Source organism: Crossiella sp. CA198 (assembly GCF_052078295.1).
Taxonomy (GTDB): Bacteria; Actinomycetota; Actinomycetes; order Mycobacteriales; family Pseudonocardiaceae; genus Crossiella.
Genome location: NZ_JBQJIM010000009.1, coordinates 125,128 through 138,329, shown reverse-complemented (window position 1 = coordinate 138,329; position 13,202 = coordinate 125,128). Strand labels below are relative to the sequence as shown.

Sequence of the window (13,202 nt, the reverse complement as noted above, 5' to 3'; positions counted from 1 at the left end):
ACATCCTGGCCGCCGGGGCCGGAACGCGCCGCTGAATAAAGCCGGGGCCGAGTGGCGGGGGAGGGCCCCGCGCACCCGGCCCCGGCCGGTCAGCGCACTTGCCTTACTTGATGAAGCTGACGTTGAGCAGCTTGTTCGGCGAACCGGTCTTGATGTCGGTCAGCTTGTCGCTCACCGCGTTGTTCACCAGCGCGTCGCGGACCTGCTGCGGCGTCGCCTGCTGGTTCACCGAGAGGTACAGCGCGACCGCGCCCGCGACGTGCGGGGTGGCCATGCTGGTGCCGCTCTTGGTGGAGGTGCCGGTGTCGTTGGTGTGGATCGCGGACACGGTCGCGGTGCCGGGGGCGAAGATGTCCAGGCACTTGCCCCAGTTCGAGGCGACCGAGGCGCCCTGCCACACCGCGCGGGCGTCGTTCTGCTGGGTGGCGCCCACGGTGATCGCCTCCGGCACCCTGGCCGGGGTGAAGTTGCAGGCGTCGGCGCCGGAGTTACCACCGGCGATCGCGAAGGTGACGCCGGCGGCGACCGCCTTCTTGACCGCGTTCTCCATGGCCGCGTTGCTGCCGGTGCCGCCGAGGCTCATGTTGGCCACGGCAGGCTTCTTGGCGTTCTTCGCGACCCAGTCGATGCCCGCGATGATCTGCGACCACTGACCGGAGCCCTGGCAGTTGAGCACGCGCACCGCGACCAGGTCCGCCTTCTTCGCCACGCCGTACTTGGTGCCGCCCACGGTGCCGGCCACGTGCGTTCCGTGGCCCTGGCAGTCGCTGGCGTCGGCGTCGTTGTCGATGAAGTCGTAGCCGCTCTTGGCGCGGGTGCCGAACTCCTGGTGAGTCAGCCGCACTCCGGTGTCGAGGATGTAGGCGGTCACGCCCGCGCCCTCGTTGCCGTAGGTGAACTTCTTGTCCAGCGGCAGGGACTGCTGGTCAAGCCGGTCCAGGCCCCACTCCGGGTTGAGCTGTTCGCCGGCGAGGCTGACCACGCCGTCCTGTTCCACGGAGGCCACGCGGGAGTCCGCGGCCAGCCGCTTGGCCTGCTGCTCGCTCAGCGAGACGGCGAAGCCGTTGAGGGTCTTGTCGTAGGTCGCGGTGACCTTGCCGCCGAACCGGGAGGCCAGGTCCTGCGCACCGGCAGCGCCATCCTTCAGCGTGACGATGTAGCTGCCCGCGACCGCGTTGGCGGTGCCGGCGTTGAGGATCTGACCTTCAGCGGGCGCGGCGAGGCCGGGCAGCGCCGAAGCGACCAGGGCGAGCAGGGAGGTGCCGGCGATCAGCCCGGCGCCCAGTGCGGCCCTGCGTCGGTCTCGTGCCATCTGTTACTCCGTTCACTCCGCCGTGTAGCCCTCACCACACGGAGCTGTGGCTGCGGCTCAGGGGCGGTTACTGGCAGCCACTGGATGCAGCATGGTTGACCCGAACGGAGTAAGCAACAGGTCGTTAGTAGGTGTCGTTACAGGTTTGCCTTAACTTTTTAGTCACACTTTGGCTAGCTCAGGCCCGGGTGTGTGCCCGTGACCTCGTCGAACACCAGCCAGGTACGGGTTGAACGCACGCCGAGCACTTCCTGAATCCGCTCCAGCACGATCTCCCGGAGGGCCTGGTTGTCCGGGGCGCGCACTAGCACGAGCACGTCGAAGTCGCCACCGACCATGGTCAGGTGTTCCACGTACTGAATCGAGCGCAACTGCTCGGACACCTCGCGCCACGAGGCCTGCTCGATGGTCACCACCACCATCGCGGTGGTGCCCAGCCCGGCCCGCGCCGGATCGATCCGGGCGCCGAACCCGGTGATCACCTTGTCGCCTACCAAGCGGTCGATTCGGGCGTAGGCGTTGGTGCGCGAGATGTGCAGTCGCTCGGCCAGGGTTCTGATCGAGATCCGGCCGTCCTTGGCCAGCATTCTCAGGATCGAGCGGTCCACCTCATCCAGAGAGGTGGCCATCTGTCCGCCCGGTGAGCCAACGGCACCGCTGTCGATGGACATATTGCCGCCTTTCACGTTTCAGGGAAGCCGTTCGTCTGCTGTTTCTGGCACATCTTGAGCCAGCCACCCGTACGGGGCAACCATTTGAGGACGCCTGTCAGACAGGGACGTCCGACTAGGAGGTTCGCCGTGACCGAAGCTCCCGCGCGCCCTGACGCGCTGCTGCCCTCCGTGACCCCGGTCCGGTTCCTCGCCGAGGACGGCAGCCCGGCCGATTTCCGGGCCGGCTACGCCGAGCCGCCCGTGGCCCTGCTCCGCGAGGCCTACCGGCGCATGATCATCGGCCGCCGGTTCGACACCCAGGCCACCGCGCTGACCAAACAGGGCCGCCTCGCGGTGTATCCCTCCAGCCGCGGCCAGGAGGCCTGCCAGATCGGCGCCGTGCTCGCCCTGCGCGACACCGACTGGGTCTTCCCCACCTACCGCGAGTCCATGGCCCTGGTCGCCCGCGGCCTGGACCCGGTCGAAGTGCTCACCCTGCTGCGCGGCGACTGGCACTGCGGCTACGACCCCAAGGCCGCGCGCACCGCACCCCAGTGCACCCCCCTGGCCACCCAGACCCTGCACGCCACCGGGCTGGCCTTCGCGGAGAAGCGGCAGGGCCGGGACACCGTGGTGCTCGCCTTCATCGGCGACGGGGCCACCAGCGAGGGCGACTTCCATGAAGCCCTCAACTTCGCCGCCGTGTTCAACGCGCCGGTGATCTTCCTGGTGCAGAGCAACGGCTACGCCATCTCGGTGCCGCTGTCCAAGCAGAGCGCCGCGCCCGCCTTGTCCTACAAGGGCATCGGCTACGGCGTGCGCTCCGAACAGGTCGACGGCAACGACCCGGTGGCCATGCTCGCGGTGCTGCAGGCCGCCGTCGAGCACGCCCGGTCCGGCAACGGGCCGTTCCTGATCGAGGCGCACACCTACCGGATGGAGGCGCACACCAACGCCGACGACGCCACCCGGTACCGCGAGGACGAGGAAGTCCAGCGCTGGCTCGGCCGGGATCCCATGGCCAGGCTGGAAAAACACCTCCGCGACCTCGGCGCACTGTCCGAAGAGGACATGGCGGCCTGGACCGCCGAGGCCGAGGCCAAGGCCGCCGACCTGCGCACCCGGATGAACGCCGAACCCGTTGTCGCGCCGATGGATCTGTTCGCGCACGTCTTCGCCGAACCCACCAGCCAGCTCCGCGAACAGCAGGAGATGCTGGCCGCCGAACTCGACGCCGAGGAGCGCTGAGATGCCGAACCTGTCCATGGCCCAGGCGCTGAACCAGGCGTTACGCGATGCCATCAAGGAAGACGAGCGAGTGGTGGTCTTCGGGGAGGACGTCGGCGCGCTCGGCGGCGTCTTCCGGATCACCGACGGCATCACCCGCGACCTCGGCGAAGACCGCTGCTTCGACACCCCCCTGGCGGAGGCCGGGATCGTCGGGCTGGCCGTGGGCATGGCCATGGGCGGGATGAAACCCGTGGTGGAGATGCAGTTCGACGCCTTCGCCTACCCCGCCTTCGAGCAGATCGCCTCGCACGTGGCCAAACTGCGCAACCGCACCCGCGGCGCGCTGTCCCTGCCCATGGTCATCCGGGTGCCCTACGCCGGTGGCATCGGCGGCGTGGAACACCACTGTGACTCCAGCGAGGCCTACTACGCGCACACCCCCGGCCTCAAGGTGGTCACCCCGGCCACCGTCGAGGACGCCTACTCGCTGCTGCGCGCGGCCATCGACGACCCCGATCCGGTGATCTTCCTGGAGCCCAAGAAGCTGTACTGGGCGAAGGCCGACGTCGAACTCACCCGCGGCGAGCCGTTCGGCCGGGCCGCGATCCGCACGCGCGGCAAGGACGTCACGCTCGTCGCCTACGGCCCGTCCACCCCGGTCGCGCTGCAGGCCGCCGAAGCGGCCAAGGAAGAGGGCTGGGACGTCGAGGTCGTCGACCTGCGCAGCATCGTGCCCTTCGACGACGAGACGGTGGCCGCCTCGGTCCGCCGCACCGGCCGCTGCGTAGTCGTGCAGGAGGCCCAGGGTTTCGCCGGGGTCGGCGCGGAAATCGCCGCCCGGGTGCAGGAACGCTGCTTCCACTCCCTGCACGCGCCCGTGCTGCGGGTCAGCGGCTTCGACATCCCCTACCCGCCGCCCATGCTGGAGCACGCCCACCTTCCTGGCGTGGACCGGATCCTGGACACTCTGGACCGGTTGCAGCGCGACGACAAGCCGGACCTGCGTTACGTGGCCGAGGTGGTCGCGTGAGTGAGCAGGTGTTCCGGCTCCCCGATCTCGGCGAAGGACTGACCGAGGCGGAGGTGGTGAGCTGGCGGGTCGCCGTGGGGGACACGGTGACCGTGGACCAGGTCGTGGTCGAGGTGGAGACCGCCAAGGCAGCGGTCGAGGTGCCGATTCCCTTTGCCGGCACCGTGTTGACGCTGCACGGCGAGTCCGGTGCGGTGCTGGAGGTCGGCAAACCGCTGATCACCGTCTCCGCCGAGGGCACGCACGAGACCTACCGCACCGAAGAACGCGCCGGAACCAAGGAGCCCGAAGGCTCGGGCAACGTGCTGATCGGCTACGGCACCAAGGAGGACAACGGATCCCGGCGTCGCCGCCGCCGCCGTCAGCCCGCCCCAGCCCTGGTCGCCGCCGTGCCCGCACCCGAACCCGCGCTCGCCCCCCGGGTGATCAACCCGCTGGTCCGCGGCCTGGCCAAACAACACGACATCGACCTCACCGCGATCACCCCCAGCGGACCGGCCGGGATCGTGCTGCGCAAGGACGTCGAAGCCGCCATCGCCGCGGCAGGCAACGCGCCCGCCGCGGTCACCCTGCCCGATGCCGGTGGCCCGGAACGGATCCCGCTGCGCGGGCTGCGCCGGGCGGTCGCGGACAAGCTCAGCCGCAGCCGCGCCGAGATCCCGGACGCCACCACCTGGGTGGACGCCGACGCCACCGCCTTGCTGGAAGCCAAAAAGGCGGTGCAGGCGGCCTGCCCCGAGCAGAAGATCAGCCTGCTGGCGCTGCTCGGCCGGATCTGCGTGGCCGGACTCAAGCGCTACCCGGAACTGAACTCCTCTGTGGACGGTCAGGCCAGGGAAATCCTGCGCTGGCCGCACATCAACCTCGGCTTCGCCGCACAGACCGACCGCGGCCTGGTCGTCCCGGTGGTGCGCGACGCCGACCGCCTGAGCACCGCCGAACTCGCCGCCGCCATGGCCGCGCTCACCGAACGCGCCCGCACCGGCACCCTGGAACCGGCCGATCTCACCGGCGGCACCTTCACCCTCAACAACTACGGGGTGTTCGGCGTCGACGGCTCCACCCCGATCATCAACCACCCCGAGGCGGCCATGCTCGGCATCGGCCGCATCATCGACCGGCCCTGGGCGGTGGACGGCCAGCTGGCCGTCCGAAAGATCACCCAGTTGTCCTTCACCTTCGACCACCGGGTGTGCGACGGTGGGGTGGCCGGTGGATTCCTCCGCTTCGTCGCCGACGCCGTCGAGTCACCGCTCGGCCTGTTGGCCCGTCTGTGATCATCCGGCTGTTGACCAACCGTTCGCCCGCGATCCGAGGAGAGGGCATGTCCGCCCAGGACTTCCACGCCAAGCACGCCGAGCAGCTCGACCACGCGGTCACCGCGATCGACGCCCGCGAGTACTGGTCGCCGTTCCCCGAGACCCCCAGCAAGTCGGTCTACGGCGAGGACGCGGCCCCCGCCGGTGAAGCCGCGTTCAAGGCGTTGCTGGGCAAGGACTACGCGCTGGACCAGCCGGGCGTTGTCGAGCACGTGGGCACCGAGGTCTCGCCGTTCGGCCTGGAACTGGGCATCCGCTACCCGCGCAGCGAACCGGCCGAGCTGATCGCGGCGGCCAAGGCGGGCATGACCGCCTGGCGCGACGCCGGGCCCGCGGTGCGCGCCGGGGTGGCCCTGGAAGTCCTGCACCGGATCAACGCGCGCAGCTTCGAGTTCGCACACGCCGTGCAGCACACCACCGGCCAGGCGTTCGTGATGGCCTTCCAGGCCGGTGGCCCGCACGCCCAGGACCGCGGCCTGGAGGCGATCGCCTACGCCTACGCCGAGCAGTCCCGCCAGCCGCGCAGCGCCCGCTGGGCCAAGCCGCAGCGCAAGGGCGACCCGCTGGTGATGGACAAGACCTTCACCGCGGTGCCGCGCGGGGTCTCCCTGGTCATCGCCTGCAACACCTTCCCGACCTGGAACACCTACCCCGGCCTGTTCGCCAGCCTGGTCACCGGCAACCCGGTGATCGTCAAGCCGCACCCCGGCGCGGTGCTGCCGCTGGCGCTGACCGTCTCCATCGCCCGCGAGGTGCTCACCGAGGCCGGCTTCGACGCCAACCTGGTCACCCTGGCCGTGGAGGCACCCGGCAAGCCGATCGCGGCGGACCTGGCCACCCACCCGGACGTCCGGATCGTCGACTTCACCGGCTCCACCGAGTTCGGCGACTGGCTGGAGGGCAACGCCCGCCAGGCCGTGGTCTACACCGAGAAGGCCGGCCTGAACACCGTCGTGGTCGACTCCACCGACGACTACAAGGGCTTGCTGCGCAACCTGTCCTTCTCCCTGTCCCTCTACAGTGGACAGATGTGCACCACCCCGCAGAACATCCTGGTCCCCGCGGGCGGCGTGCGCACCGACGTCGGTGACCGCACCCCGGAGGCCTTCGCCGCCGACCTGGGCGAGGCCCTGGACAAGCTGCTCGGCGACCCGGCCCGCGCCGCGGGCACCCTGGGCGCCATCGTCAACGACGGCGTCAAGCAGCGCCTGGCCGACGCGGAGAACGTGGGCGCCGTCGCGCACGCCTCCACTCCGGTCGAGGACCCGGAACACCCCGGCGCCACCATCCGCACCCCGCTGGTGGTGCGCCTGGACGCCAAGGACGAGGAGACTTACACCCGCGAGTGGTTCGGCCCGATCTCGTTCGTGATCAGCACCGACTCCACCGAGCACTCCCTGGACATCTTCCGCGGCTCGGTGCGGGCCAAGGGCGCGCTGACCGCCTCGGTCTACTCCACCGAGGCCGCCGTGATCGACGCGGCCAGGGAAGCGGCGCTGACCGCGGGCGTGCACCTGTCGGAGAACCTCACCGGCGGCGTGTTCGTCAACCAGAGCGCGGCCTTCAGCGACTTCCACGGCACCGGCGCCAACCCGGCGGCCACCGCGGCGCTGACCGACCCGGCGTTTGTCACCGGGCGGTTCCACATCGTGCAGTCCCGCAGGCACGTTCCGGCTTGATCGAGATCCCCGCTGTGCCGGTCGTCCGGCACAGCGGGGACGCTCACTTCCGGTAGGACCGGTGGTACCAGTACCCGACCACCGCGAGCCACACCAGCGGGGCCACCAACGAGAACAGAATCGCGAGTGTGTCGGGCAGCAGTCCGGCAACGCGAACGATGTTGGCCACAAGGAAGAGCAGGATCGCGCCGAAGACGGTTACGCGTTCGGTTCTCGACTTCGGCCGGGTCGATTCCCGGACGACCGACCGGACGAAGAGTGACCGTCGCCGTGGCATGGCGCTCCTTTCCCGTACGTTGTGCGGCTAACAGGTGGCGGCGGCCGCGATTCCGGTGCCAAGGCCGAATCCGGCTCCGATCGGTCCGCCGATAAACGCACCGCCGACCGCGCCGGAAATCGTGGCCGCCATGCCGCACCAGAAGCCGCCCCAGGTGAACCGGGGCATGGCGCCGGTGACGGTGAAGCTGAATTTGCCCCCCGGCTGCACGGCGAACTCGCCGGTCACCGTGCGGCCCGAGGCCAGCTTCAGGCTGGGCGCCACATCGTCGAGGACCTTGCCCGCGGTGTTCTTGACCTGCAGATGCCCGTTGCTGACGGCGAGTTGGTAGGGCTGGTTGAAGGTGACCTGGAACTGGCCGGTCGCACCCTCGGCGGAGACCTTGCGCAACGAATAGGTCCCCGGTCCCTCGGCCGGTGCCGCAGCGGCGCTGAGACTGGGCAGGACGCCGATGGCCGCCGCGCCCAGTGTGATCGCGGTCAGCCGGGCGACGGTCTTCACCTTGGTCATGAATTCCCCCTTGAATTGACTGCGTAATTCGCAGGTACAGCAGCCAGATTAGGGAACGCCTTGGCGTGGGCGGCAGTGGAAAAGCTCATCGATTACCGGTGAGAATCTCACGGTCGACCCGCGGCAACAGCAATGGCGTGGCCAGGATCAGCAGCCCGGCGATCCCGATCGCCACCCGCGCGCCGGTGCATGCCGCCAGCGCACCCCACAACGCGGTCAGTCCCGCCACCGTCAGATTGCTGCTCACCGTCCACGCCGCCAGCACCCGCGCCGACCGATCGGTCGGGACCTCCGCGAGCCGGTAGGCCGCGAACACCGGGTTGAACACGCCCATGCAGGTCACCAGCCCGCACTGGACCGCGATCACCAGCAGCAGTCCCGGCAGGCCCGGCCCGACCAGCACCAGGCCCACCGGCCAGCACACCCGGGCCACCCCGGCCACCCGCAGCACCCGCGCCGACCCGAACCGCGCCACCAGCCCGGGAGCCAGGCGCGCGCCGAGCAGACCGCCGAGACAGGGCAGCGCGAAGGCCAGGCCGTACTCCCACAGCGTGAAACCCAGCTCCCGCACCATGAGCACCAGAGCCAGCGGCGCGGTCGCCATGATCAGGCCGTTGACCAGGATCGTGTTGCCCAGCAACAACTTCAGCCCGGGGTGATGCCAGATGTGCCGCCACCCGGCGAGCAGCTCCCCGGCTCGTGGCGTGGCGGCGCGTTCCGGCAGGCGCTCCCGTCCGCCCGCGGCCCGGATACCCGCAGCCGACAGCAGGTAGCTGACCGCGTCCGCGACCAGGGTGGCCATCGGCCCGAACGCCGCGATCGCCAGCCCGCCCAGCGGCGGCCCCAGTGTGATGGTGGTCCAGGTGGTGGCTTCCAGGCGCCCGGTGGCGTGCACCAGGTCCTCCCGCCGCACCAGCTGTTTCAGCCAGGCCCCGCTGGCCGACCGGGAAGCGAGGTCGGCCACCGCGGTCACCATCGACACCACCAGCAACTGCGCGAAACCCAGCCACCCCAGCGCATAGGCCACCGGCACGCTCAGCAGTGCCACGCAGCGGAGCAGGTCCGCGCCGATCAGCACCGAGCGTTTGCGCCGGAACTCCACCCACGGCCCCAGCGGGATCCCCAGCACCGCCCCCGCCGCCAGCCCCGCCGCGGCCAGCACGGACACCTGCGCCGTCCCGGCGTCCAGCACCAGCAGGGCGACCAGCGGGAAGGCCTGGACGGCGAGCCGGCTGCCGAGTGAGCTGACCGCGAAGGACGCCCACAGCCAGCCGAACTCCCGTCCCAGTGAGCTACGCACGGGGGAGATCCAAGCGAGCGCCGCCGCGATGACGCAAACAACCGACTCGCGCGGATCCACAACGGCTGGTTGTGACACCGCTCAGCGTCGAGTTGGCCCAAGTCGTACGCCTGGTTGGGACAACTGGTCGTCCCACTTGGGCCAACTCGACGGGTGAGGCTGCGCACCCGCGGCGGTCAGGAGTTCAGCCGCCGGTGCACAGGGTGTCGAGGCGTTCCAGGGTTGTGGTCATGCCGGGCAGCCAGGTCTGGCCATGGGTGACCGAGGCGCGGTGCTGCTCGGCCATGTCGGTGAGGTCGAAGATCTGGGTCACCACCGTGGCATCCGGGCCGTCCGGGCTCAGCTCGAAGATCCACCGCTGGCCCCAGGAACTGCCCCGCTCCGGGTGGCCGTGACCGGCGACCGGCCGCCAGCCAATGCGCTGGTCCGGCTCGAAGACCACCACGTGGTTGTCCATCTCGTAGTCGCCTAAGTGCTTGTAGTGCATCTTCATCGTGAAGACCTGGCCCACACCCGAGAGGGCCCCCTCGAACACGGCCTCGCGGAGCATGCGGGAGGCGTCCAGTTCCACGTGCCGTCGGGGTTCGGCCAGCACGCGGAAGATCTCGGCTGCCGGTGCGGCGATCCGCCGCGATACCGACACCTGTTTCGTTTCCTCGGTCACGATCTTCACCCTAGCCACGGCACCGACAATCCAGGCCGTGCTCCGGCGAGGGTGTCATCCCGGTGATTCAGGACGTCATAGGATGCGGGCGTGCCTACGAACGACGCCCCGTCCGCGCTGGTCGACGACTTCGCGCTGCTCCTGCTCACCGAAGACGGCCAGTTCGCCACCCGGCGGTCCCTGGACGGGCTGTTCGCGGTCGCGCTGCTGATCGAGCTGGCCCAGCTGGAACGGCTGGAGCTGTTCGGCGAGGACAACCGGCTCTTCGTCACCGACGACTCCGACACCGGGGTGCCCGCGCTGAACGAGGCGCTGGCCGCGCTGGAGGAGCACAAGGGCTCGGTGGTCAAGGAGGCCATCGCGCGGCTGTCGACCGGGCAGAAGGACCGGGTGCTGGGGCGGCTGGTCGCCGAGGGCGCGGTGGAGTCGCGGACCGAGCGGCGGAAGCTGATCTTCTCCAGCACCAGCTGGCACCTGGTGGACACCGCCCGCCGGAACAAGATCCACGCCGACATCAAGGCAGTGCTCTTCGGCGCGGAGGACCCGGCCGAGCAGGATGAGCTGATCGTCGGGCTGCTGTCCGCGGCCGCGCTGGTCAAGATCGTCGCCGGGCGCAGCAAGACGGCCAAGCAGATCGCGGAGAAGGTCTGGGAGCGGTACCCGGTGGCCGGCGTGGTGATCGACCTGGGCGTGCAGGGTGTGCCGGAGGGCATCATCCCGCCGATCTGATCACTCGAACGGGAGATCGGTGGCGCTCGAACGGCGGCTTCGCCAACGTATGCGCCGGGTCAGGATCGACGCGTGGACGAACGCGCGCTCGAAGACCTCAAGTTCCAGGGTGATCCGCCCGCTGACGCGGTCATCGCCGAGCTGGTGGCCACCGGCGAGATCAGCCGGGTGAACACGCTGCTCGCCGAGTTGCGCGCCAACGACGAGCCCATCCCGGAACACCTGCCGCCGGTGGTGCGCGAGTTCCTCATCGCCACCGACAACCCGCCGCCGTGGACCGACCTCGCCAGGGTGAGTCGCGCGCAGGAGTTCTTCCTCGACGACGGCATGCACGTGGCCTCGGTGCTCTCCTTCGGCGCCATGGTCAACTGCTACGCCCAGCCGCGCCCGTCCAGGGTGCTGACCCTGACCCACCGGCTCAACCAGCCGCACCGCAGGCTGTCCGAGACCGCGCAGTTCGTGCTGAGCCTGATGGCGCCCAAGCCGTTCACCAGCGGCGGCTCCTTCGTGCCGGTGATCCAGAAGACCCGGCTGATCCACGCCGCGGTCCGCTACTTCATCGCGCGCTCGCCGGAGTGGGACCACGAGCGCGACGGGGTGCCGATCTGTCAGCAGGACCTGCTCGGCGCACTGCTCATCTTCTCCGTGCAGGTGATCATCGGCATGCGCCGGATCGGCATCTCCGTCACCGAGCAGGAGGCCGAGGACTACTACCACGTGTGGCGGGTCGCCGGGCACCTGCTGGGCATCCGCACCGAGGCGATGCCGGAAACCCTGACCGAGGCCGAAGTGCTCAACGCCACCCTGGTCGAGGCGAGTTACGGGCCGTCCGCGGAGGGCGTCGAACTGACCGCGGCGCTGGTCGAGCTGTACCGGAAACTCATGCCGGGCAAGGCTTTCGACGGGGTGGTGCCCGCGATGGTCCGGCAGGTGGTGAACCCGGAGGTCGCGGACTGGCTGCGGGTGCCCAAGCAGCGCGGCTGGGGCCGGGTGGTCGGGTTCGGCGTGCGGGTGATGCGGCGGCTGGAGCGGGCCGAGGACGAGAGCGAGGTGGCCCGGCGGGTGCTGGATCGTGCGGCGCGGTTGTTGTTGAGCGTGAACGTGCGGCAGTTGACCGACGGGCAGTCGACGGCGTTGACGATTCCGGCGGAGTTGCGGGAGAAGTGGGGCGCGGGGTCAGGCTGAGTGCTGTGGGCCGTCGACCTGTTCGGCCAGGCGCTGGAGGTACCCGGCGAAGCGTTGCCGGTCCGCCTCGGCCCAGTCCGCGGTCAGCTCGCCGAAGGCTTCCCGTTGCCAGTCCAGCGCGCCGGTCAGGAGTTCCCGCCCGGACCCGGTGAGCCGCGGCACCGTCCGCCGTCTGTCCACTTCGGACTCGGCGCGGGCCAGGTAACCCGCCGCGGTGGCATCCCGGACCAGGCGGCTGGCCCCGGAGTGGTCCAGGCCCAGCCGGTGCGCGATCTCGCCCACGCTCGGTTCCACCCCGCCGGTCACCGCGCTGTGCACGGCCTCCAGGGTGTGCACGTGCTGGACCTGGCGTTGTTCGCCCGCGGCCAGGCCGGCCCAGCGCCGGGACCAGAACCGCACCAGCCGGAACAACGCCGGACCGCCGTCATCGGAGCGCGCCATGGCTGTCAACCTATCCTAGACATGTGCGAATCGCACCCTTGTTGTGTGCGATTCGCACGCATATGCTGCGGGACCATGCCCATCACGCTGAACCACCTGATCATCCCGGTCACCGACCGCTGGGCCGGATCCCGTTTCCTGGCCCGGCTCATCGGCGACGAACCCGTTGCCGCCGGACCGTTCGCGGCCCTGCGGGTCAACACCGACCTGACCCTGGACTTCGCCGACGACCAGCCCCAGGCCGCCGGGCACTACGCATTCCTGCTCGACGACACCCGGTTCGACGCCCTGCTCGCTGTGCTGGCCGCCGACCCGGGAATCGACTACGGCTCGGGTGTGGAACACGGCTGGGACCGGCGGACCAACAGTCTCGGCGGTGGTCGCGGGGTCTACGTGTGCGATCCCAACGGCCACTCCTACGAGTTCTTCACCGCGGTGCCCTGATCGGCGGAGGAGAATCGCCGATTCTTCGCTTGGGCGAGTGGTCCTGTCCGTTCCGCTCGAAGTTGGCGGAATCTGTTGGTGTCGAGTTCGAGCGTGTCCGGTCCAGATCGCGTCTTCGCGGACGTCGTCGGGTTGAGTCGACTCAGAACGAACACCCATCATTCTGCCAACGAGCACCGACAGGCCCAACGATCCGCGTGGTGATACTGGCCCTTGTGCGAGGAGAATCCCCGCGCCGGCGCACACGACTCGAACGGCACCGACAACACCTCGGTCAATCTCATCCATCGTGTCGGCGAGCCAGTCTGCGAATGGATCGGATGCCCGGCGGTTGCTGGCCGAGTGGTCCGGCGTCCAGCGTCTCAATGTGGACTGGCATGGCGGAACGGAGATCGTTCTGCCTCGGTTGGCACGCACGCATCGCGGCAT

Annotated in this window: 14 protein-coding genes; 7 read left to right on the top strand and 7 right to left on the bottom strand. The window is 69.7% G+C overall.

All coding sequences use genetic code 11. The annotated features are described in order from the left end of the window. Positions 1-103: 103 nt before the first annotated feature. Both ACTOWY_RS16970 and ACTOWY_RS16965 read right to left on the bottom strand, forming a co-directional pair. The gene (locus ACTOWY_RS16970; RefSeq protein ID WP_441310588.1) at positions 104-1,312 is read right to left on the bottom strand and encodes a S8 family peptidase; all 1,209 of its coding nucleotides are present in this window, start codon (positions 1,310-1,312) and stop codon (positions 104-106) included. Between the two features lie 173 nt (positions 1,313-1,485). Further along, the gene (locus ACTOWY_RS16965) at positions 1,486-1,941 is read right to left on the bottom strand and encodes an Lrp/AsnC family transcriptional regulator (RefSeq protein WP_441310587.1); all 456 of its coding nucleotides are present in this window, start codon (positions 1,939-1,941) and stop codon (positions 1,486-1,488) included. A gap of 171 nt (positions 1,942-2,112) precedes the next feature. On the opposite strand from ACTOWY_RS16965, the gene pdhA reads away from it, so the two are divergent. The 4 genes from pdhA to paaN are packed head-to-tail and all read left to right on the top strand — an operon-like array spanning position 2,113 to position 7,223. Beyond that, on the top strand, positions 2,113-3,213 hold the full coding sequence (gene pdhA, locus ACTOWY_RS16960) for a pyruvate dehydrogenase (acetyl-transferring) E1 component subunit alpha (protein ID WP_441310586.1): 1,101 nt from the start codon (positions 2,113-2,115) through the stop codon (positions 3,211-3,213). Between the two features lies 1 nt (position 3,214). Then, positions 3,215-4,225 (top strand): alpha-ketoacid dehydrogenase subunit beta, encoded by a 1,011-nt coding sequence (locus tag ACTOWY_RS16955; RefSeq protein ID WP_441310585.1) that lies wholly within the window; start codon positions 3,215-3,217, stop codon positions 4,223-4,225. Beyond that, the gene (locus ACTOWY_RS16950; RefSeq protein WP_441310584.1) at positions 4,222-5,502 is read left to right on the top strand and encodes a dihydrolipoamide acetyltransferase family protein; all 1,281 of its coding nucleotides are present in this window, start codon (positions 4,222-4,224) and stop codon (positions 5,500-5,502) included. The genes ACTOWY_RS16955 and ACTOWY_RS16950 overlap by 4 nt, the downstream gene beginning before the upstream one ends. Positions 5,503-5,549: 47 nt before the next feature. Continuing rightward, on the top strand, positions 5,550-7,223 hold the full coding sequence (gene paaN / locus ACTOWY_RS16945) for a phenylacetic acid degradation protein PaaN (RefSeq protein WP_441310583.1): 1,674 nt from the start codon (positions 5,550-5,552) through the stop codon (positions 7,221-7,223). 43 nt (positions 7,224-7,266) lie between these two features. Here paaN and ACTOWY_RS16940 read toward each other — a convergent pair whose 3' ends face one another. The 4 genes from ACTOWY_RS16940 to ACTOWY_RS16925 all read right to left on the bottom strand — a co-directional run bounded on the left by ACTOWY_RS16940 (position 7,267) and on the right by ACTOWY_RS16925 (position 9,974). Next, on the bottom strand, positions 7,267-7,500 hold the full coding sequence (locus tag ACTOWY_RS16940) for a hypothetical protein (RefSeq protein WP_441310582.1): 234 nt from the start codon (positions 7,498-7,500) through the stop codon (positions 7,267-7,269). A 27-nt stretch (positions 7,501-7,527) separates the two neighbouring features. Next, positions 7,528-8,010, bottom strand: a complete 483-nt coding sequence (locus ACTOWY_RS16935; protein ID WP_441310581.1) for a hypothetical protein — start codon at positions 8,008-8,010, stop codon at positions 7,528-7,530. 85 nt (positions 8,011-8,095) lie between these two features. After that, on the bottom strand, positions 8,096-9,310 hold the full coding sequence (locus ACTOWY_RS16930; RefSeq protein ID WP_441310580.1) for an MFS transporter: 1,215 nt from the start codon (positions 9,308-9,310) through the stop codon (positions 8,096-8,098). A gap of 184 nt (positions 9,311-9,494) precedes the next feature. Next, positions 9,495-9,974, bottom strand: coding sequence for an SRPBCC family protein (locus ACTOWY_RS16925; RefSeq protein ID WP_441310579.1), 480 nt, complete (start codon positions 9,972-9,974; stop codon positions 9,495-9,497). 90 nt (positions 9,975-10,064) lie between these two features. On the opposite strand from ACTOWY_RS16925, the gene ACTOWY_RS16920 reads away from it, so the two are divergent. Beyond that, positions 10,065-10,703 carry a GOLPH3/VPS74 family protein gene (locus tag ACTOWY_RS16920; RefSeq protein ID WP_441310578.1) on the top strand — a complete coding sequence of 213 codons (639 nt, stop codon included), beginning with the start codon at positions 10,065-10,067 and terminating at the stop codon, positions 10,701-10,703. A gap of 72 nt (positions 10,704-10,775) precedes the next feature. Then, the gene (locus tag ACTOWY_RS16915; RefSeq protein WP_441310577.1) at positions 10,776-11,888 is read left to right on the top strand and encodes an oxygenase MpaB family protein; all 1,113 of its coding nucleotides are present in this window, start codon (positions 10,776-10,778) and stop codon (positions 11,886-11,888) included. On the opposite strand, the gene ACTOWY_RS16910 is transcribed toward ACTOWY_RS16915, so the two are convergent. Further along, complete coding sequence (locus ACTOWY_RS16910) at positions 11,880-12,329, bottom strand: MarR family winged helix-turn-helix transcriptional regulator (RefSeq protein ID WP_441310576.1); 450 nt, start codon at positions 12,327-12,329, stop codon at positions 11,880-11,882. The genes ACTOWY_RS16915 and ACTOWY_RS16910 overlap by 9 nt on opposite strands. A gap of 75 nt (positions 12,330-12,404) precedes the next feature. Here ACTOWY_RS16910 and ACTOWY_RS16905 point away from each other — a divergent pair, with 75 nt between their 5' ends. After that, entirely contained in the window at positions 12,405-12,773 is a 369-nt protein-coding gene (locus ACTOWY_RS16905) for a VOC family protein (RefSeq protein WP_441310575.1), read from the top strand. Positions 12,774-13,202: the final 429 nt, after the last annotated feature.